Here is a 21,257-nt window from a genome sequence, read left to right as displayed (position 1 = left end):
ATTCCTCTTGTATGGTATTTAATTGTAATATTTAATACTCATTCTTCCCCCTTAGAGGCAAATAAGCTTTTAGTTGAGAAATAATGTATCTTCCATAACCAAAAATTGTTAATACATACGGTTTATTCTTAAATATCGCTAATGCTAATAAATGCTAATAAATAAATTATTAGTATTTATTAGCATTTAGACCACAATTGCAAATTGAGTTTTTTCAGTGTTTTAGCTAGGTGTGAGGAATAAATGAAGCTACAGCCATTGATTCAAAGTCTATTAATTACAGGTTCCTCGTTGGCTTTATTGTTAATAACTCCTGCTTTCAGCAAGGAAGTACAAGTTCTAGATGTCAAGACAGAGGATACCCAATCTGACAAAAAAGCGAATCTTCAAGCATCCAATGCGCCAATCAAAAAGATACCCCACCTAATTGAAATAGACTTTGTGCCTAAGACTATCCAAAGGCTAGTGCAGTCACCTGTAACAGAAGTCATCGAAGTGACGGGAGTTCAAATTAATACAACGGAAAAAGGTCTGGATGTAATTCTCCAGACTTCCAAAGGAGAGCAACTACAAGTATCGGGAAGGAATGAGGGCAACGCCTATATTGCTGACATACCAAACGCACAACTACGCCTACCTGAAGGCAATACATTTCGTCAAGAAAAACCTCTTGCCGGAATTGCTGAGGTAAGTGTGACTAATCAGGATGCAAATACTATTCGGGTTACAGTCAGAGGCGAAACGGGTGCGCCGACAATCGAGTTGTTTGATAGTGATAATGGTTTGATTTTTGAAGTTGCTGCACCTGCGGTTACGCCTGCACCTTCCGCGCCACAACCACAGCAGCAACCGCAAACGCCACCAACTCCTCCGCCAACACAGCCAGAAAGTCAAACACAACCAGAGCAACCATCAGCAGAAACTGATGAACCGATTGAACTGGTGGTGACGGGTGAGCAAGACGGATACAACGTTCCGAGTGCCACTACTGGGACTAGAACTGACACTCCGATCCGAGACACTCCCTTTTCAATTCAAGTTGTTCCTCAAGAAGTACTCGAAGATCAGCAAGTGCAGCGCCTCAATGAAGCTCTGAGGAATATTTCAGGTGTGACACCGGGTGCATCTACTCGCTCTCCCTTTGATTTCTACACAATACGTGGTTTCGGTGGCTTTGGTACTAACAACATCATAATTGACGGTTTGCGTGACAGGTACAGCAGTGGTGGTACAAGCCTTGGTAACGTTGAGCAACTAGAAGTCCTCAAAGGGCCAGCAGGGGCTTTGTTTGGTCAGGGTACACCAGGAGGGACGATTAACGTTACTACGAAAAGACCTCTGAGTACTCCTGGCTATGCTGTAGAGTTAGGCTTGGGAAATTTCAATACATACATTGGCAGTGTTGATTTAACAGGCCCCCTTGATGAAAACAAAAATATTCTCTACCGCTTTAATGCCTACGGGTTTAGTTCGGAAACCTTTGTTGATTTCTTTGATATCACGCGCTATTCTTTTGCTCCTGCTTTGTCCTTTCGTTTGGGCGAGAATACTAACTTGACCGTAGAAGGAAGTTATTCTGTTGTTGAGCAGAAAAACGATCGCGGTTTACCAGCCAGAGGAACTGTCCTACCCAATCCCAACGGTGATATTCCAATTGAGCGCTTTCTTGGTGAGCCTTCTGTCGATTTTGTTGGGCAAAATATCGGGCGGATTGGTTATCAATTTGAGCATAATTTTAATGATAACTGGCAGTTTCGCAACGCATTTCGAGCCACGTTTTACCGTCAGCCTCAAAACACTTTTCTTCCTCTAGAACTGCTAGAGGATGGTCGCACTCTGGAACGTTTACAAAACCAGTTAGATGAACAAGACGGTACTAGTTACATTCTAGACACCAATGTCGTTGGTAACTTCAAGACAGGAAGTATCGCCCATAAGCTATTATTTGGTGTTGATCTCTACCGAGATACCTATAACTCTTCCGGGGTAGATTTAGAAATTACACCAATCGACATCTTCAACCCTGTTTACGGTCGTGATCAAGTAGGTGCGAGAATTCCTGACACGGCTTCTTCTTTTGAAGAAACTAATCAAGCTTTAGGCATCTATATTCAAGACCAAATTACTCTATTAGATAACCTGAAAATTTTGTTGGGTGGACGTTTCGATCTGATCAATCAAAGAAGCGAATTTGTAGATAGTTTTGGTGATTCATTCCCTTCTTTCCAACAAGATGAAGCCTTTAGTCCTAGATTTGGGATTGTCTATCAACCCATTCCCGAAGTTTCACTCTATGCAAGTTATACTCGCTCATTTCAACAAGTTGTGGGAACAGCTTTTGATCGAAGATTATTTCAGCCAGAGCGTGGTACTCAGTGGGAAGTTGGTGTAAAAACAGATTTAACTGATAGGCTTTCTGCAACCTTGGCATACTACAATATCACTCGTTCTAATGTTCTTGCTGATGATCCAGAGAATGCTGGTTTTTCAGTGCAAACGGGTGAACAAAACAGTCAAGGTGTGGAATTGGATATTGCTGGGGAAATACTTCCTGGATGGAAAATTATTGCCTCCGCAGCATATACTGATGCCAAAGTTACAGAAGACGCCGATTTTTCAGGTAATAAACTCAATAACGTTCCTGAATTTGGTGCTAGCTTGTGGACTACTTATGAAATTCAGAGGGGAGATTTACAGGGATTGGGATTTGGTTTTGGGCTGTTTTACGTTGGAGAACGTGAGGGAGATATAGCTAACACGTTTACTTTGCCAAGCTACGTAAGGACAGATGCCGCGATTTTTTATCAGGAAGACAACTTCCGTGCTTCTATTAATATCAAGAACCTGTTTAACATCGAATATTTTGAAAGTGCCCGGAATGACCTAGAAGTATTTCCAGGTGATCCATTAACTGTGGTTGGTTCTGTCTCCTGGAGATTTTAGCACTGTCTGTTGAATGCTGCTTAGGCCATAATGAAAAATCAACTGCATCTTTGTATTCAACCATTGTTCCTCATCGCTCTGTTTTTACTCTGGATTACAGCTTGCGACATTCAAGCTATTCAAAAAACTGACATCTCCAAGACACACTTAGGCAGTTCTGAGTGTCGAGTCATTCAGCATGAACTAGGAGAAACTTGCGTTCCTCTTCAACCCCAGCGTGTGATCGTAACAGATGAAGGAGCCTTAGATGCAGTGCTAGGAATCGGTTTGCAGCCAATAGCAGCAGCAGAATCAAATCTTGCAGGTAGCAGAGGACGGCAGTTTGCAGGGAAGAAGATAGAGGAGATAATTTCTATCGGCAAGTCATCCCAGGTCAATATAGAAAGGATAGTACAGTTGCATCCAGATTTGATTCTGGGATTTTACTTCACTGCTGACAACTACAAGCTATTTTCCCAGATAGCTCCCACAGTGAAACTGGAAGCAAAATACCTCAAAGATGGTTGGAAAGATTCTTTGCGGGAAGTCGGCGAAATACTAGGCAAAACTGAACAGGCTGATGATGCGCTTGCACAGTATCAACAACGGGTGAGACAACTCCAAAAACTGATAAAAGAAAAACTGGGGACAATGGAGGTTTCGGCAAGCCGATTCTATGCAGGCTTGCATAATCCACAGTTTGATACCATATTCTCTTTTTCTGGATGGATTTTAAAGGAGGTGGGGCTTTCTGCACCCAGGCATCAACTTCAGGCTACTACCAGTCCAGATACATATTCTGTATTGGTCAGCTTAGAACGTGTAGACTTACTGGATGCAGATGTTTTATTTGCAATGTTAGATCCCGGCGCTGAAGAAAACTTCAAAAAATATCAGAAAAGCCAACTGTGGCAATTACTCAAAGTAGCCAAAAACAATCGAGTGTACACAGTTGATTCTGGTTATTGGTATGGAGGCAACATTTTAGCAGCGAATGCTATTCTTGATGACTTATACAGATATCTACTGGGAGCATCATGAAAATTTTTAATTGAACAAAGGCAGTTATGCTGCCTTTGTCCGCTCACTTTAACCCTGACTGCACGCGCCAGAGACTAGCATAAATACCGTTTTTCTCTAGCAATTGTTCATGGGTTCCTGATTCCACTAATTGTCCGTGTTCCATGACATAGATGCAATCGGCATTGCGGATAGTGGAAAGACGATGAGCGATCGCGATCGTTGTTCGATTAACAGTAATACGGTCTAACGAACGCTGAATTGCAGCTTCAGTTTCATTATCAACTGCTGATGTGGCTTCATCTAAAAGTAAAATCGGGGGATCTTTGACAATTGCCCTGGCGATCGCAATTCTCTGGCGTTGTCCACCAGATAATTTTTGCCCTCGTTCTCCAACAATCGTCTCATAACCTTGAGGCAGTCGCATAATAAATTCATGGGCTTCAGCAACTTTAGCTGCCATAATGATTGATTCATCTGTGGCATCAAAAGTACCGTAGGCAATGTTCTCTGCTACTGTGCCATGAAATAAAAATACATCTTGACTTACCAAGCCAATGCTGCGGCGCAAATCGCGTAAATTTAACTTTTGGATATCAATGCCATCAACAGTAATTGTTCCGGCAGAAACTTCATAAAATCGCAACAATATTTTCACTAAAGTGCTTTTACCAGAACCTGTAGAACCAACAATCGCAATAGTTTTTCCGGCTGGAATATGCAAGGATAGATTTTGAATTACTGGATGTCTATCGTGATAAGCAAAAGTGACTTCCTTGTATTCAATTTCTCCACGTACTTTATGAATAGGTAACGGTATATTACCTGTATAAATTTTGATAGGAGTATCCAACAAATCCATCACGCGATTTGTAGAAGCCATTGCCCTTTGATATTCGTCAAATATTCTTCCGATTGTTACTAATGGCCACAACAAGTGCTGAACTAAAACGAGTAAAATACTGTAATTACCTACAGAGATTTTTCCAGAAAATGCTGCCATTCCTCCCAACAGCAACAAGGAGGTGAACCCTACTAAAACTAGTATTCTAATCAAAGGAATAAATGCAGCAGAAAGTTTAATTGCTTTAGAGTTACTATGCCTGTAGGCTTCACTTTCTGCGGCTAAACGTTTACTTTCATAATCCTCAGCAGTAAAACTTTTAATTGTAGTAATACCACTGATATTATTCGCCAAGCGTGAGTTGAGAAATCCGACTTTTTCCCGCACATCAGCATAGCGAGATGTCAGCTGATTTTGATAGACAAATGAACCCCAAAGAATAAATGGCATGGGTAACATTGCCACTAATGCTATATTGGTAGGTAAGATAAAAAACGCACCGCCAATCAAAACTATGAATGAGGTGATCAGTTGAATAATTTCATTTGCTACCTCATTTAAAAAATCTTCGAGTTGGTTGATATCATCGCTGAGAATCGACATCAAACCACCTGTGCTACGTTCTTCAAAGTAAGCTAATTCTAATTCTTGTAAATGATTGTAAGCATCTATACGCAAATCATGCTGAATATTTTGCGCTAAATTTCGCCAACGCTTATCATAAGCATACTCAAAAGCTGATTCAAATATCCAAACAATTACAGTGATCAATGAAAGCAGCAAAAATTGCCAAAAAATATCTTTGACACCCAATAATGAAATGATAGAATCTTGCTGCTTGACCACTACATCCACCGCAATACCAATTAAAACTGGTGGTGCTAAGTCTAACAATTTATTGATAATAGAAAATGCTGTTGCTTGCCAAATTTGTTGGCGATAATTATGCCCATAGTTTAGCAATCGTTGTAGAGGATGGTTTGAATTTCTATGCCTCTTTGATACCTGACGAGATTTTGATGTCATTGCTACAGCTATTTATGGTTGCGTAAAACTGACAAGTAAGTATGGTGACTATAAAAATCTTTGCTTTCCTCTGGTGCGTTCTCTGCGGTTCAAGAGTAATTCATCAACCACAGAGGCATAGAGAACACAGAGTTAAAAGAGTAAAAAGGCATTTTTGACCAACTTTTTTATACACCTTGAAATAGTAAATGATATGACTAAAATAATTGACATATGAGATAGCTTATTATACTCTGATTAATGCTAATAAATCTCAATAACTTTTTATTTTACTAAAAACAACTTATCAATTTATCAAAAAGAACTCTAACAGGGAATAGGCAACAGAAAATCCCCTAAATTATCCCATTCTCCGTTCCCTGTTTCAAGCTTTAAACCCACAGCTAAAGTTTCTTTCTGTTCACAGTTTTCTATGCCGCAGGTGTTTGTATTATTAATTACTCAATTGCTTGTTGACAGGTAAATTATGACAATTGACCAAACCCGTAGCAATTGCCGTTTCTGCTCGGTGATTTCCCAGACTAACGGTGAAGACCCCATAGGTTCTGCGGGAACATTTGAACACTATCTAATTCTAGAGACAGCACAACCCTGGCCAGCAAAAATGTGGCTGGAACCTGAGCCAATATCCCAAGAAGTTCTCGATGCTTTGCATATTGTTTGGGAGCGTGGGCGACCGCTTACCATTGCTCCAGACCGTGAGTACTCTCATCCTGGTTACACGCGTGTACTGTACTATCGCCGACCAGCAAAGCTATTTGCAAAGTTTGAGAAGCACGAGTTTATTGTACCCCATTCTTTGGTTAGTTCATTAATATTGGCTTTACTGAAACAACCAGACAGACTGCCATCTTTTGAAGAGTATCGGCAACATACTAACCACATCCGGGAATTACTGATTTGTACCCATGCGAATATTGATGTTGCTTGTGCCAGATTTGGCTATCCCATTTATAAAAAGCTACGTTCCGAGTATGCCAATGCTTCTGGTGGAAAACTGCGTGTCTGGCGATGCAGCCATTTTGGAGGTCATCAGTTTGCTCCCACCCTCATAGACATGCCACAAGGAACCTACTGGGGTCGTTTGCAGCCAGAAATATTGGATACCCTTGTGCAGCGCAATGGTTCCCTGACAAAACTATACCCTTTTTACCGGGGTTGGGGTGGTTTATCCCAGTTTGAGCAAATTGCAGAGCGAGAGATATGGATGCAAGAAGGCTGGGATTGGATTAATTACCATAAAATGGGGCAAGTATTGGCAATGGATGAAGTCAATCAAGACTGGGCTAAAGTTCGTATTGATTTCACTACCAATGATAGAACTACAAGCAGCGCCTATGAAGCAATGATAGAACTACGCGGTCATGTTATGACCGCTTTTGATTCAGGAGAAAATGAACCATTAGAGAAAGTCAAGCAGTATCGCGTTAGTCGCTTAGCAAAGGTAGCAGCGATCAAGGATTCTCCTGCCTAGACGCCACGCAAACAAGGATTCAATTAGCAGCAAACTCACGATCCATCTGTGTACCCTACACCGTAGACACGGAGTGGCTTCCGTAGGTAGCCGCCCTTAGGGGCGTCTACATCGCTGTTCATCAGTGTGCATCTGTGTTCGTTCCATAAAACATAATCTTCATCATCACGAAAATCCATCAATGTGCATCCGTGTTCTTTCGATAGGATTTTACTTTACCGAGGATGTCAAAGCTTCTTCAAAGGCAGTATTCACAGCTACTTCTTTCCAAGCATCTAGTTCTGCTTTAATAAACTCCAGTGCGCCATCAATAAGATCGACTGCATCTACTCCCAGTACCAATCTCATTGGTGGCTCATCGCTATCAACGGCTTGAATCATTGCCAAAGCTGCTTTCTTCGGATCACCAAGTTTATCGCGATCAGCATTCTGCAACTGCTGACGTATATCACCAATTGATGCCTTATAGTCCTCAATGTGGGTGTCAGTTACGACAATAGAACGCGTGATAAAATCTGTACGGAATGCACCAGGTTCCACTATTGTGACTTTGATACCGAAGGGTGCAACTTCATTAGCTAATGCTCCAGAAATTCCTTCTAGTGCAAGTTTGCTACTAGAATAAAATCCATTGGTAGCACTAGCTGCAAAACAAAGCATTGATGAAATATTGAGGATGTGTCCACTGCGTTGCTGTCGCATATGAGGTAGTACAGTTCGGAGCGTTTCTAAGACACCAAAAAAGTTTGTTTCAAATAGATGGCGAACCGCCTCATCACTAACTTCTTCTATTGTCCCCACAGTTGAATATCCGGCATTGTTGACGAGTACATCAATGCGTCCAAAATTGGCAATTGCTTGTTTTACAGCTTCTCGCACCTCTTCGGGTTTTGTTACATCAAGTCGCACTGCTAATGCGCAACCTGGATACTTTGCTGCTAAATCTTCTACCTGCTGTGGGTTCCGTGCGGTGAGAACCACTCGTTCACCTCGCTCAAGCAATGTTTCTGCCAACGCTCGACCCAAACCCCTTGAGCTACCAGTGATAAACCATACCCGTGCCTGAGAAACAGACGAGTCTACCATGAGGAAATCTCCATTTCTAAGAAGCTTTTTGAAATTGACCAAGTACTAAATGTTACGTCCGGTTTCCGCCATCTTTTTCCGGAGACTGAGCGGTCTCATGTCAGTCCAGACTTCTTTGATGTAATCCAGACATTCTTGTTTGGAACCACTTTTACCAACATTTGTCCAACCAAGGGGATTTTCGCGATCGCTTGGCCAAATAGAATACTGTTGTTCGTGATTGACTACAACTTTGTAAATTGTTGTGTCTTCTTTGTCGTCTTGGTACATAATTTTTCTCCTGTTATCGCTAAAGTGCAATTACAAATTCTAAGACCTGTACAAGCTTTCACGCTTCTACTGGTTCTAGGTATCCCTTACCTTCTAAAGTTGCTAGGTCAATATCTGCAATACATCGAACTTTCACGTAGTTCAAAGTGAAATTACCAACTAGCTGAACCTTCCCTGTTTGATGCTCAAAGTTAGCTTCATTAAAACAAGAGAGAGGACACAGAGGAATAAGATTTGGAGAGATATTTTGCGTAAGTATTGACTCAAACTCTTGCTATTCAAAAGTTATAAACTTAATTTTTCATTTGTTATTTTACTAAAATTTCTAAATTCTAAACATATTAATATCAAAGCAATTATTCCAACTAAAAACTCTGTCAAGAATATGCCATAGTATATACCAATTAAACCTAATATTTTTGACATAATGAGTACAAATGGCAAAAATAAAAGTAGACTCCTCAATAAAATTACTGTGACGACAATCTTGCCTTTGCCTATAGATTGAAAGAGAGTGTTACCAAAAATTGCTAAAGGCCAAATTGGTATTAATAGGCTGAGAATTCTAAAATTGAATATATCATTTTTTGTAAAAATCACATCTGGTAAAAGTAACCCGAGAAATGTTTTTGGTGATAATTGTAAAGGCAGCCAAATTAATATTAATAAAATAACACCCATCGCTGCAAAAGTTAAGTAGGCTTTCTTGAGCCGATGATAATTCTTAGCTCCATAATTTATACCGATTATCGGTTGCAAGGCTTGTGCAATTCCGTACAAGGGAATGAGGAAAAATGAAGTTAATCTGACTGTAGCTCCGAAAAAGGCAATATCATTATTTGTTCCGTAATGAGAAATTGATTGATAAACCACAAAATTTTGAATAAACCCCATGATTGGGAAAAGTAGCGATGATATTCCTACGGAAAATATTGCAGGTAGTAAATCTATTGCTAGAGCTAACTTTTTGAGATTAATCGGGGTAGAACTTTTACCAGAAAGAAAATAAGTGAAGTTGAAAATACTATAAAAAACCATCGCCATAACTGTAGCGATCGCGATTCCCACAATCCCCCAATGAAAGACAGTAATAAATATAGAATTTAAGATGATGTTAATCAGGACAAAAATCAACTCAAATCCAGTCGCTAGTCTAATTTTGCCTTCTGCTTTAATAATCTCGCTAGAAGATAACGCTAGGATATAAAAGATTGAACCTAGTATATAAATTTTAAAATATTCTGTGCCAGCAGCAGCAACTTCACCACTTCCTCCCATGAATACAATTAATTCTTTACCAAAGCTATACCCAATAATTGTAATCAAAAAGGAGATAATAATACTCATTAGCGTCAAGTTGCCAAACAATTTGGATTGAGTTTTGATATCTCCAGCACCAATAGCTCGACTGAGAACAGAAGCAGACCCTACTCCAATTAAAAGAGCAAATCCATCTACTATACCTGTGAGTGGTAGTGCCAGTGAAATACCTGCCAGGGCATTTGTACCGATAAATTGGCCGGCAAATAAAGCATCAAAAAAAGTGTTTAAGCTCAGCATCAATATTCCCAGAATACTAGGAATTGATAACTTGAACATCAGCTTAACGAGATTACCTTGGAGGATTTCGTTTGTGACTTGAGATTGTTTTTGGAGAGTCATTTTTGCTGTTTACTCAACCTTGACTAAATGGCTAACACGATATTGCTTCACAGCTTCTAACTGCATCTGTTTGGCTGAGTTGAATGCACTCATGACCTCACCACAAGCTTCTACTCTGGCTTCATAAGCACCTGATACACTACCATCAGGAGCAGCGTAATCAATACGTACTTCTGCCCAATCAGCATCTCCTGTCGCCAGCACTTTGCCAGCTTTTAAGTAATCCAGCCAAGTCCAACCTAACTGCATCCAAATTTCGCGTTCAGCTATTTGCCCAAATTTGGTTAAACCCGTCCATCCTCGGTAATACTGACGTAAATTTGCAACTGAATCATTTCGCTTTACTAGTAAATCCAGGACTTCTGGTTCTAAATGTCCCCATACATGCCCTTGGGGTAAATCAACTAGGGTAGGGGCAAACTGATGACCACCAAAGTGATTCGTTTGCCAGACCCTTAACTTTCCATTGGAAGCAGGTGCATATTCCTGGCGTAATCGACGATATATGGGAGTCCCAAATCTCCCGCAGGCAAGGTCTACTTGAGCATGGGTGCAAACCATAAGTTCGCGGATGTGACTAGTTTGTTGCTGATACTGGTGAAACTTTGATAAATCGTTGGGTTGTTGCATTAACTGCTTGAGGATCGCCGTTACTAAATTAGTTGCTTCCTCTTGTGGGACAACAAACTCTTGCTTCTCAAACTGAGAAAACATTTCAGCAGGGCGGTAGTAGTACAACACGCGGGTGAAGCCAGGATGAGAGTACTCGCGATCGCAAGCAATCAACATTGGTTTGACCTGAACCCCATGTTTGACTATTAACTCTTGGAACAAAACTACTAAGGGTTGTATTCTTGGGTCTTCCTGAAAAAGGTTTTGTGACCAAGGTTGGGGAAATTCCATAATTAGCCAATGGTCGCAAGTAGTTGCTGTACCAATTGGGTCTTCTCCATTGGCTTTAGAAATTTGTGAGCAAAAACGACAGTCTGTGGTGAGGAGTTGAGTTTGCATGTTTACTGTGGTTGCACGAAGTAGGGATGAGGAATGAACCGCATTAGACGCGAAGCGGCTTCCCGTAAGGGTAGACGCAAAGGAGGCGAAGGAAGTTTTCTAGTAGAGAGAGTAATTGAAGAAGGCAGGAGGCAATAAACACAAAACGAAGTAACTCTAACATTTAGGATGCTCCCTAAATGCCGTTAATCCAATCCCAGTGCTTTTCGCAGATTATCAAAATAAAAAGTATCGTAAAAATATTGGTAAGGGAGCAATCTTTTATACAATGCTTTTAGTTTGAGTTGCCAAGGTGATTCTGCGACGAAATATTGTCTTTTCGGTTTGGGAGTTTCTAGGGCTTCTAAAATGACATCTGTCACTTTTTCAACTGATAAACCTGTGTTGCGATTTCCCTCTACTGCTCGTTGCATATATATTCTGTAATTCTTACCATATATGGCTTTAGCTTCGGGTGACATATTTGCTAATGTTTTCTGATAGCCCGCCTCTACTTTGTCAGCTTGTTCTGGGGTAACTATTGCCCCTGGTAAGATAGAAAGAACATCAATGCCGCTAGAACGTAATTCCATTCTTAATGAATCTGTGATAGCTTCCAGTGCAAATTTGGAGGCAGATAAAAGTCCTCTATAGGGTAGAGCCAATCTGCCGCAAATCGCACTGATGTTGATGATTCGGCCTTTGGCTTTGCGGATCATTGGCAAGAATGCTTGTGTGACTGCGATTTGACCGATAACATTGACTTCAAATTGCCATCTTGCGTCATCTATTGCTACACATTCTAATGGCCCGTCTACTGCTGCAACTGCGTTATTAATTAGTCCGATGAGTCCTTCGTCGCCAACCGCCAGTGAGACAAATTGTGAAGCGGATTTAATTTGATCTGCTTTTGTGATATCCATGATGATTGGTGTTAAATCACCAGATGCAGCTTGTTTTAGCGATTCAGCATCTTTTTCTGTACGAACTCCAGCGAAGACGCGGTAGCTTTGTTCACTAAGCTTGAGTGCGGTTGCTCGACCGAGACCTGTGGATGTTCCTGTAATTACTACAGCGCCTTTTTTACTTTGAACCATATTCATTACCTCTATGATGAATGGATATTAAAACCAACTCTAGTAGCTACACTGAACCAACAACAAATGGTTGTGATTGTCCTTGGTGCTGACGCCGACCATGCATGACCATCTTTACTCCACTGGCAGGGTAACAAATTAAATTTCCATACTTGGGTCGTTCTGGTCGTTTACTAACCAGTGTTAATTGATAGCGTGAAAGAATCGTTGCTAAGACAAGTTTCATTTCAAACAGGGCAAAAGTTGCTCCGATACAAACACGAGAACCACCGCCAAAGGGAAGAAATTCGTAGGGAGAGAATTGTTGTTTCAGAAAACGTTCTGGTTGAAATTGCTTAGGTTCTGGGTATAAATCTTGTTGTTGATGGGTTAAATAAATATTACCAATTAGCACTGTACCTGGACTCAACTCATAACCCATTACCTCAACTGGTGATTCTACCAATCTTGGAAATGTAAATAATTGAGTTGGGTAAATTCTTAAAGCTTCATTGCAGACAGCATTGAGGTAGGGTAGTTCAATAATGCTCACGGGATCTTTTGATTCACCAAGGCTATCGAGTTCCCGCAGCAGTCGATCGCGAACTTCCGGCAGTCGATGAATCCAGTATAATGACCAAGCGATCGCAGTAGCAGAAGCATCCTGAGCAGCAAATACGGGCGAAAGTAACAGGTCGCGTACTTCTTCATCGCTCATAACTGTGCCTGTTTCATCACAGGTAAATATGAGATCACTGAGAATGCTTGTGCGTGAAGGATCTGCTTGCTCACGGCGTTTTTTAACTTCTGCATCCAGTAAATCAAAAAGTTCTTGCCGTAGGTGCAGCATGTATCCCCTTGGACTCCACCGACCTAAATCCCGTCGCCCCCAGGGAAGTTTGGTGAGGAACTCATATAAAGGAGATTGGGGATATCTGACTATAGAAACAAATAAATGTTTTATTTTATTGTAAAGCTCTCCCTCCTCTAACCCCAATACAACTTCTATAGCCACCCGCAGAGTAATATCTTCTATGGTACGGTAGGCAACAAAAGGTTTCGCGATCGCCTGCTGATTCATGATTTTGTCTGTCAGTTCACAGATACGTCGCCCGTAGGCTTGCATCCTAGCACCGTGAAAAGCAGGCATTAAGAGTTTGCGCCGATGTTTGTGGCGCAAGCCATCCAATTGAAGTATTCCTTGCTGACCTGTCATTAAAGCAAAATCTTGATTCAACACACCCCTAGCTGCGATCTCTTTGGTATTAGAGAAAATCTGCTTTATTCCTAAAGAATTACTGACATAGACTACTGGTGTAGAATCAGACATTATCGTGACAATATCACCATAGCGTCTGTAAATATTATCCATATACCCAAAGGGGTTAGCCTCGAATTGCAGATTTAGCAGCCAACTGGGGGTTTTAGGTCCTGGGGGCAGTTTCATTGGTATATCTTGAAAATAGGGATTGGCAAAGAAGTTTTCATGCGTTCATTGTGGGCGATCGCTCGTGAACATATAGCTTGAAAATGGCAAACGGGGATTAACTTAACAGCAAACTCATAATCCATCGGTGTTAATCAGTGTGCATCGGTGTTCGTTTAATTTATTCCCTGCTTGCGGGCGAGCCTGCTTACGGAGGAGCTACGCTAACGCCTGTGGGGGTATAACTTGAACACGGGTGTAGTTCATGTTTAGTTGTGTACAAACTTTCACAAACGTCTTATTAGTGATTGGCAATATTAAACAAAGCATGATCAATGCAAATTCTTAGCTGTTTGGCTAATTCCTGAATATGAGGTTCAACAAACATCGAGAAATGATCCCCTGGAACTTCAATAACCTGTATAGGTTGACGAGAATATTTACCCCAACCTAGCCAGGGATCATTAGTATTAAATTCTGCACTTTCAAAATCATGCACAATTTCCTCCTTAGCTCGAAATAAAGTCATGGAGTCAGGATAAACCTGCGGAACATAATCTCGCATCGCTTGAACATGAGATTTGAAAAGCTTGTAATAGCGGAGAAAATCCTTAATCTCTGTATCACTAAAAATGAAGTTTGCTTTTTTATTTACTAAATGAAGTTGCTCATTCAGTGGTAAACCTCGAAGTTCATCAAAAGCAACACAAAAGTCTATGTTATTGTTAGTTTTGATCGATTCAGCCATGCGGAGTAAGAATTTTGCATCGTCATCTTCTCCGGGTTTAACCCCAATTTCCGGTAATATAGCGTCGATGACAACTAGCAAACCTACTGTTTGACCTTGCCTTTGCAATTGTTGTGCCATTTCAAAGGCAAGCACACCACCGTAACAAAAGCCTCCTAAAAGATAAGGGCCATGGGGTTGTACCTGACGAATTTCTTCGAGGTAGCGAGTTGCTGTCTCCTCTACTGAAATAATTTCAGGTTCGTCTTGGTCAGGGTTATCTTCCAAGGCATAAAATGGATAGTCCTCACCAAGTCTTCTGGACAAATTAAAGTAGTTACGAATACCTCCACCAGCGCCATGCATACAGAAGAAAGGAATCTTGTCACCAGAAGGCTGGATTGCTACCAAGTGAGAACCGGAGTTCTCATAGAATGGCTGGGTAACAATCGCAGCTAGTTTTTCAATTGTGGGATTTTCAAAAAGAGTAGACAGGGGAAGATTGTGACCAAATTGATCGTAGATTTGAGCCATTAATCGCACAGCTAAAAATGAGTGACCGCCCAAATCAAAGAAGTTATCTGTGACTCCAACAGGACTAGTATTCAGGAGATTTTCCCAAATTTTCACCAAAGTCAATTCCGTAAAATTCCGAGGAGCAACAAAAGATGCGATCGCCTGAGGTCGGATAACATCGTCTGTAGGAAGGGCTAGTTTGTCTACTTTGCCATTCGGTGTTAACGGTAGTGCATCCAAAATTACGAAGGCAGACGGAACCATATAATTGGGCAACTTTTCTTGTAAATAGTTGCTCAGTTGTGGTATGTCAATGTCTTGCTTGGTAACTACATAAGCTATGAGACGCTGATCTTTTGGATTATGATCCTGGGCGATGACAACAGACTCCCGGATAGATGGATGTTTGGCGATCGCTGCCTCAATTTCTCCTAATTCAACCCGGAAACCTCGAATTTTTACCTGGCGATCGCGACGACCAAAATACTCAAGATTGCCATCGTTGAGATAACGTACCAAGTCACCAGTTTTATAAAGTTTGGTTCCTGGGACAAAGGGGTTATCAATAAATCTTTCTTGAGTTAACTCCGGACGATGCAGATAACCTTTTGCCAATCCATCACCACCAATATAGAGTTCACCCACAACTCCTATAGGAGTTGGTTGCAAACAGCTGCTCAACACATAGACCAGAGTATTGTCAATGGGACGACCGATGGGAATCGTGGTTAGTTGATCTGGTAACAAACTCAGATCACAGTAAGTAACATTGGCAGAAACTTCCGATGAGCCGTAAAGGTTGATCAGTTTTGCTTCAGGTAGCAATTCTCGGAAAGTTTTGGCTAAGTTAACAGACAACGCCTCTCCACTCGTGATCCAGAGTTTAAGATGCGATAGATTTTTAGTGAGATGGCTGTAAGTATCTAATAGTAAGCGTAGCAGTGAAGGGACAAGTACAATACGCGTAACTTTATGGTGTGCCAGAGTTTCTATAAACAGTTGTGGATCTTTGACAATTGCATCCGGGATAATTACAGTCGGAATTCCCTGGAGTAGGGGAGCAAAAATCTCCCACACTGAATCTACAAAGCTTATAGCTGTTTTTTGACAACAAACCTCCTGTTGTGTGAAAGGATAGGTTTTCCATAACCAGTACAAGCCATTCACTGTACCGCGATGAGTTCCCAGCACACCTTTAGGAGTTCCAGTAGAGCCAGAAGTGTAGATAATATAGGCGAGATGATCGCCTGAATAAATGCTAATTGGGTTGTGTTGACTCTCTTGGTTAATAATTTCCCATTCATTGTCTATATAAATGAGCCTCACTTGTTCTTGGTCAAAAGTCATTTGTCTAAAGCTATTAGCCAATGACGAATGACTAATTACCAATGACGCTTGAGAATCAGAGAGCATAAAGCTCAAGCGCTCAATTGGATAACTTGGATCAAGGGGAAGGTATGCACCGCCAGCTTTGAGGATAGCTAGAATTCCCACAACCATTTCTAGGTCACGTTCTAGACAAATGGCGACGAGCGTTTCTTTTGTGACACCTTGTTTTCGTAAATAATGAGCAAGCTGATTGACCTGCTGATTGAGTTGCTCATAGGTAAGCTGTTCTGACTGATTAATTATGGCTATGGCATTAGGCGATCGCTCAACTTGCTGCTCAAATAATTCATGGAGAGATGTATCTCGGGGATAATCTGCACTAGTTTGATTCCACCCAAATAAAAGTTGCTCTCGCTCTTTGGCAGTCAGTGGTGATAATTGTGAAATACGCTGCTGTTGGTCGGCAACAATGCTTTCTAATAAAGCTTGAAAATGGTTGATGAATCGAGTTATCGTTGCTGAATCAAATAGGTCTGTATTGTACTCTAAAAACCCTGTCAATCCCTCTTGAGATTCGGACATCGACAGAAAAATATCCAACTGTGCTGTACCGCTATCGAACTCCAAACTACGCAAAGTCAACCCAGAAACTTCCTGCATCGACATCGGCGTATTTTGCAGGACAAACATCACTTCATATAGTGGATTCCGGCTCAAATCTCGCTCCGGTTGCAATTCCTCTACTAGCTTCTCGAAAGGTAAATCTTGATGTGTATAAGCATTGAGAGTCACCTCACGCACGCGGTGGAGAAGTTCGCGGAAACTGGGATCGCCACTGAGATCATTACGCAACACCAAAGTATTAACAAACAAACCCAGCATTCCTTCTAATTCCGCTCGGTTTCGGTTAGCAATAGGAGAACCAACTAAAATGTCCTCTTGATCTGTGTAATGGTAGAGCAGTATATTAAATGCTGCCAGCAGAGTCATGAATAAAGTCACATCTTCTTGCTGACTCAATTGATTCAGTGCATCTGTCAGGGTTTTGGATAAAGTAAAGTATTGCTTAGCACCAGTAAAAGTACTAACAGCAGGACGTGGACGATCTGTTGGTAACTGTAGTACGGGTAGTTCACCACTCAGTTGTTGCTTCCAGTAATTGAGTTGGGTTTGCAGCAACTCACCTTGTAAGCGATCGCGTTGCCAAACAGCAAAGTCTGCATACTGAATGGGGAGTTCGCTTAAGGGTGAAGGCTGGCCTGTAGAGAAAGCTACATAAAGAGTTGCCAATTCTTGCATAAACACACCAACAGACCATCCATCCGTAATAATGTGATGCATAGTCAAAAGGAAAACATGTTCTTCTTCACCCAAACGCAATAAAGTTGCTCTGACAAGAGGCCCTTTAGCTAAATTAAAAGGTTTTTTTGCTTCCTGTGCTGCAAATTTTTTAATCTCTCCTTCCCAATTTTCACCAGACAAATGCTCCAGGTTGATGATGGGTAACTCCCAAATTAATTCCGATGCAATTTGCTGAACCGGCTGTTCATTTACAAGCACAAAATTTGTACGCCAAACTTCATGACGCCTGAGAATTTCATTCAAACTTTGCTGGAGTGCCGTAATATTAAGTAGCCCTTTTAAATGAAATGCACTGGGGATATTGTAGAAAGAACTTCCGTGATAAAGCTGGTCAATAAACCACAGTCTTTGTTGGCAAAAAGACAAAGGAATGTTATTAGAATTTTTACGTTTAGGGATAGTATCAGTCCGAAATTTGCCTCCCTTCCATTTTTCCAGAAGAGCTTTTTTTGCAGGTGATAAATTAGAAGATTTTTTATTCATGTTAATAGTTAGTATTTATTAATAGCTATTTTGAATTTATTCAATACATTACAAGATAGATAAAAAACGAACACCGTGCAAGGCGATGTAGACGCCCGTAAGGGCGGCTTCCCGCAGGGTACACAGATAGATATTCAAAGGGCAATACAAGTCAGTTAAGTAATTTTTTCCTTCTCTTTATTCTCTCTGTGTCCTCTGTGCCTCTGCGGTTTTATTCTTTCATGACTCGTTATTGCGTCAAAGATTTTTTCTGACAAACAAAACAAGCCATTCCAGCTTCCTCACTACCCCCAAAATCTTTAATATTGTAATGAGCTAATTCTGTAAAACCCACCTTTTCTAAAGCCGATTGAACTTCCGCTAAAAAGTAATCCTTTCTTAACCAAGTTGTATCTGAACGCTTCCAAATACCTTCTACCAACTCAAAACCAGTGACTTTGATTTCCCACATCCTTTCTTCCGGTTTATAATCAAATAATTCAATAAAAGCACATTCATCATTAACATAGACATGATTGAAACTTTTTTCTTGAGCAATATCATGCAACCAATCTGTTATTGGTATCGTGAACACAAATAAACCATCATCTCGCAGCGCAGCATAAACATTTTGGAAAACAACTGTCAATTCTTCAATACTTAGAATGAAGAGTAAAACATCTTTGGAAAAAACCGCATCGAAAGTTTGTGGTAACTTAAAATCACGTATATCACCAAGGATAAATTCACTTTCAGGAGCGTTTGTTCGAGCATAGCGTAACAGCGCCTCAGAAGCATCAAGTCCAGTCATTTCATATCCTCTAATCTGAAGCTGATGTACCAACTGAGCGCTACCACAACCAAGATCGAGAATACGCCCTCCCTCAGGAATATGTGGTAAAAGTATTTGCTCTAAAGCAGGAATAATACCTTCTACGACAACTTCATCTGGACTCTTAAATTCATTTTGCAACCGGGCAATAGAATCATAATTTGGAGGATTTGTAACCAAAAGCATAAACTGAATCTCCTATTTATCACTACAAAAATTCATCAAAATACTCCGCGTTCCTCTGCGTTTAAAAAAAACTACATTTGACACAACCCTTTACCCCAATGATCCCAATTCTCAATCAACAACCCCGTGGTTCGCCAAAAGAATTTCTACCTCTTCCTCAGATAACTCTTCAATTTTTTCCATCAAAAGCTGCTCAATCATTTCTGCCTGCTTGATAGGTATCATTGCTTGTAGTAAGAGGTCACGCAATGGTAACTCTACTGGAAATTTTGCTCGCAATCGAGAAACCAATTGAGTAGCAATCAGAGAATCTCCTCCCAACTCATAGAAATTGTCGTAAATACCAACTTGTGTAATTCCAAGAACTTCTTGCCAGATTTCGGTAATTTGTTTTTCTAACTCGTTAGTTGGAGCAATATAAGAATTACTCAGATTAGGTCGCGAATAGCGCGAGGAAGGGACTTCTTGACTAGAATATTTTGAATCTAGGTCAAGTTTAAATGTATGTTCCCATCTGGCTTTTAAATCTATCGTAGAAACAACAACCTGAGTTCCCTCTCCTATAGAGAATACCCGTTTAAATACTTCTACACTTTCAGTCTCGGTGATCGCTAATTCTACCCCAGATGTCTGTCCAAGTGTTTTTTGTTCTTGGATTGCATTGAGTTGTAACTTATCCCAATTAATGGAAATCCAAGGAAAAGAATTTGTTTGATTATGTCTTTGGGTAAAAGAATCAGTTAACTGATTAACTCCTGAGTATAAACCTAACCCAAATCCTCCCAAAATAGAAGATAAAGAAGAAAGAATGATACAAAAATCTAACTTTCTATTCTGTAAAACTTGTTCTAAGACAACATACTTACGAAATTGAGCATCAAGCAGTTGTTCTAATTCTGTTTTACCAATTTCTGGTATCGAGCAAAATACATTTTCGCGCGTGATTCCAGTTGAATAAATAACCCCATGAATTTGACCAATATTCTCAGGTGAAAGGCTGTGGTACATTTGTTCAGAATTAGTTGTATCTGCACGTACCACTAAAACTTTTGCACCTAATTCCTCTAATGCTTGCAATTTCCTAATTTTGCCACTCACTTCATCTTCTTGAGCGTGAGTTTCCAGCCATTGTGAGTACTCATCCTTTTCTGGAAAAGTAAAATTCTCGATAAATATGAGTTTTGCTTGGAGAGTTTTTGCTAGATATTTTGCTATCACAACCCCAAGACTATCCAGTCCACCAGGAAACAGGTAAACACCGTGTTTTCTCAGTGGGGTGTTTTCTTCAACTGCTGATAGGTGTACTGGTTCAAATACTTGTACCCAACGGTAGTTGTGGCGATAAGCAACAACCGTATCAGATGATAAAGCCGAGAATTCACTTAGTAATTGATCTAATATATTACTATTAAAATCTCGACTGTCTGTTAAAACAAAATCTATATTCCGACAGATAATATTAGGATACTCTTGAGGAATAACCTTACACAATCCTAACACCGTTGCTTTTTCTGGATCGAGAGTTTCATTACCATTCACCTCTTGAATCTGGTTCGATACAACCCAAATTTGCAAACGCTCAGTAATTTTTTGTTTATCAAGGGTTTGTATTAAAAATAGCAAACTTTTGAATTCTAAAAACTCACCTAATTTAGGAGTCTCCAAGCTACTGATACTCCATAAATAGGCAATATTCTGGGGAGTTTTATTTAGGGCTATTAGTTCTGTCAGCAGAGTATCATAATCATGACAATTGTAGGGATTAATCGTATAAACACCTTCACTTAGTTTAGTGAACTCTTCTCCCACCTTCACCGTAGTAACATTTTTACCTTGATTTTTTAATCTGTTAGCTAACTCGCAACCCAATCCACATTCATCAATAAATAAAAGCCATTGCTCATTTCCCGATTCCTGACGAGTTAAGGAGGTTGAATGAGGTAACAATGAACGTTTCCATGAAGGAATATAAAACCAGTCGGCAATATCTTTTTTTGTCTCTAATGTTACAGAGTTGCCAGTTGGAGAAGGTAGTGGCGATTTAGCA

General features: G+C 40.5%; 14 protein-coding genes. 3 read left to right on the top strand and 11 right to left on the bottom strand.

The window, feature by feature from the left end; translation table 11 throughout:
* The first annotated feature begins 243 nt into the window (after window positions 1-243).
* Both UYI_RS0112145 and UYI_RS0112140 read left to right on the top strand, forming a co-directional pair.
* On the top strand, window positions 244-2,943 hold the full coding sequence (locus UYI_RS0112145; RefSeq protein ID WP_016866938.1) for a TonB-dependent siderophore receptor: 2,700 nt from the start codon (window positions 244-246) through the stop codon (window positions 2,941-2,943).
* Between the two features lie 30 nt (window positions 2,944-2,973).
* Entirely contained in the window at window positions 2,974-3,963 is a 990-nt protein-coding gene (locus UYI_RS0112140; RefSeq protein WP_016866937.1) for an iron-siderophore ABC transporter substrate-binding protein, read from the top strand.
* Window positions 3,964-4,006: 43 nt separating this feature from the next.
* Here UYI_RS0112140 and UYI_RS0112135 read toward each other — a convergent pair whose 3' ends face one another.
* Window positions 4,007-5,812 carry an ABC transporter ATP-binding protein gene (locus UYI_RS0112135; RefSeq protein ID WP_026085905.1) on the bottom strand — a complete coding sequence of 602 codons (1,806 nt, stop codon included), beginning with the start codon at window positions 5,810-5,812 and terminating at the stop codon, window positions 4,007-4,009.
* Between the two features lie 466 nt (window positions 5,813-6,278).
* Here UYI_RS0112135 and UYI_RS0112130 point away from each other — a divergent pair, with 466 nt between their 5' ends.
* On the top strand, window positions 6,279-7,286 hold the full coding sequence (locus UYI_RS0112130; RefSeq protein WP_016866935.1) for a sucrase ferredoxin: 1,008 nt from the start codon (window positions 6,279-6,281) through the stop codon (window positions 7,284-7,286).
* Window positions 7,287-7,321: 35 nt separating this feature from the next.
* Here UYI_RS0112130 and UYI_RS36770 read toward each other — a convergent pair whose 3' ends face one another.
* The 10 genes from UYI_RS36770 to UYI_RS0112085 all read right to left on the bottom strand — a co-directional run.
* Window positions 7,322-7,465: a hypothetical protein gene (locus UYI_RS36770; protein ID WP_157226332.1), complete on the bottom strand. Its 144-nt coding sequence runs from the start codon at window positions 7,463-7,465 to the stop codon at window positions 7,322-7,324.
* 31 nt (window positions 7,466-7,496) lie between these two features.
* Window positions 7,497-8,372 carry an oxidoreductase gene (locus UYI_RS0112125; protein WP_016866934.1) on the bottom strand — a complete coding sequence of 292 codons (876 nt, stop codon included), beginning with the start codon at window positions 8,370-8,372 and terminating at the stop codon, window positions 7,497-7,499.
* A gap of 45 nt (window positions 8,373-8,417) precedes the next feature.
* On the bottom strand, window positions 8,418-8,642 hold the full coding sequence (locus UYI_RS0112120; RefSeq protein WP_016866933.1) for an MbtH family protein: 225 nt from the start codon (window positions 8,640-8,642) through the stop codon (window positions 8,418-8,420).
* Window positions 8,643-8,927: 285 nt separating this feature from the next.
* Window positions 8,928-10,304 (bottom strand): MATE family efflux transporter, encoded by a 1,377-nt coding sequence (locus tag UYI_RS0112115; protein ID WP_016866932.1) that lies wholly within the window; start codon window positions 10,302-10,304, stop codon window positions 8,928-8,930.
* Between the two features lie 9 nt (window positions 10,305-10,313).
* Window positions 10,314-11,315 (bottom strand): sucrase ferredoxin, encoded by a 1,002-nt coding sequence (locus UYI_RS0112110; RefSeq protein ID WP_016866931.1) that lies wholly within the window; start codon window positions 11,313-11,315, stop codon window positions 10,314-10,316.
* Between the two features lie 185 nt (window positions 11,316-11,500).
* A complete protein-coding gene (locus UYI_RS0112105) occupies window positions 11,501-12,391 on the bottom strand; it encodes an SDR family NAD(P)-dependent oxidoreductase (protein ID WP_016866930.1) in 891 nt (296 codons plus the stop codon).
* Window positions 12,392-12,437: 46 nt separating this feature from the next.
* Window positions 12,438-13,817 (bottom strand): cytochrome P450, encoded by a 1,380-nt coding sequence (locus UYI_RS0112100; protein ID WP_016866929.1) that lies wholly within the window; start codon window positions 13,815-13,817, stop codon window positions 12,438-12,440.
* Window positions 13,818-14,097: 280 nt separating this feature from the next.
* Window positions 14,098-18,213 (bottom strand): non-ribosomal peptide synthetase, encoded by a 4,116-nt coding sequence (locus UYI_RS0112095; protein WP_016866928.1) that lies wholly within the window; start codon window positions 18,211-18,213, stop codon window positions 14,098-14,100.
* Between the two features lie 229 nt (window positions 18,214-18,442).
* A complete protein-coding gene (locus UYI_RS0112090; protein ID WP_016866927.1) occupies window positions 18,443-19,210 on the bottom strand; it encodes a class I SAM-dependent methyltransferase in 768 nt (255 codons plus the stop codon).
* Window positions 19,211-19,321: 111 nt separating this feature from the next.
* The coding region (locus UYI_RS0112085; RefSeq protein ID WP_016866926.1) for a KR prefix domain-containing protein at window positions 19,322-21,257 on the bottom strand (1,936 nt) is incomplete at its 5' end.

It is taken from the genome of Fischerella muscicola PCC 7414, assembly GCF_000317205.1.
Lineage (GTDB): Bacteria > Cyanobacteriota > Cyanobacteriia > Cyanobacteriales > Nostocaceae > Fischerella > Fischerella muscicola.
Note: the sequence above shows the minus strand (reverse complement) of the source record. Positions and strands in the feature narration are given on the sequence as shown.

Excerpts from the sequence above, each read along its gene's own strand:
- UYI_RS0112110 (WP_016866931.1), bottom strand. The coding sequence starts at position 11,315 with ATGCAAACTCAACTCCTCACCACAGACTGTCGTTTTTGCTCACAAATT.
- UYI_RS0112120 (WP_016866933.1), bottom strand. The coding sequence starts at position 8,642 with ATGTACCAAGACGACAAAGAAGACACAACAATTTACAAAGTTGTAGTC.
- UYI_RS0112135 (WP_026085905.1), bottom strand. The coding sequence starts at position 5,812 with ATGACATCAAAATCTCGTCAGGTATCAAAGAGGCATAGAAATTCAAAC.
- UYI_RS0112105 (WP_016866930.1), bottom strand. The coding sequence starts at position 12,391 with ATGGTTCAAAGTAAAAAAGGCGCTGTAGTAATTACAGGAACATCCACA.
- UYI_RS0112115 (WP_016866932.1), bottom strand. The coding sequence starts at position 10,304 with ATGACTCTCCAAAAACAATCTCAAGTCACAAACGAAATCCTCCAAGGT.
- UYI_RS0112145 (WP_016866938.1), top strand. The coding sequence starts at position 244 with ATGAAGCTACAGCCATTGATTCAAAGTCTATTAATTACAGGTTCCTCG.
- UYI_RS0112140 (WP_016866937.1), top strand. The coding sequence starts at position 2,974 with ATGAAAAATCAACTGCATCTTTGTATTCAACCATTGTTCCTCATCGCT.
- UYI_RS0112095 (WP_016866928.1), bottom strand. The coding sequence starts at position 18,213 with ATGAATAAAAAATCTTCTAATTTATCACCTGCAAAAAAAGCTCTTCTG.
- UYI_RS0112090 (WP_016866927.1), bottom strand. The coding sequence starts at position 19,210 with ATGCTTTTGGTTACAAATCCTCCAAATTATGATTCTATTGCCCGGTTG.
- UYI_RS0112100 (WP_016866929.1), bottom strand. The coding sequence starts at position 13,817 with ATGAAACTGCCCCCAGGACCTAAAACCCCCAGTTGGCTGCTAAATCTG.
- UYI_RS0112130 (WP_016866935.1), top strand. The coding sequence starts at position 6,279 with ATGACAATTGACCAAACCCGTAGCAATTGCCGTTTCTGCTCGGTGATT.
- UYI_RS36770 (WP_157226332.1), bottom strand. The coding sequence starts at position 7,465 with ATGGATTTTCGTGATGATGAAGATTATGTTTTATGGAACGAACACAGA.
- UYI_RS0112125 (WP_016866934.1), bottom strand. The coding sequence starts at position 8,372 with ATGGTAGACTCGTCTGTTTCTCAGGCACGGGTATGGTTTATCACTGGT.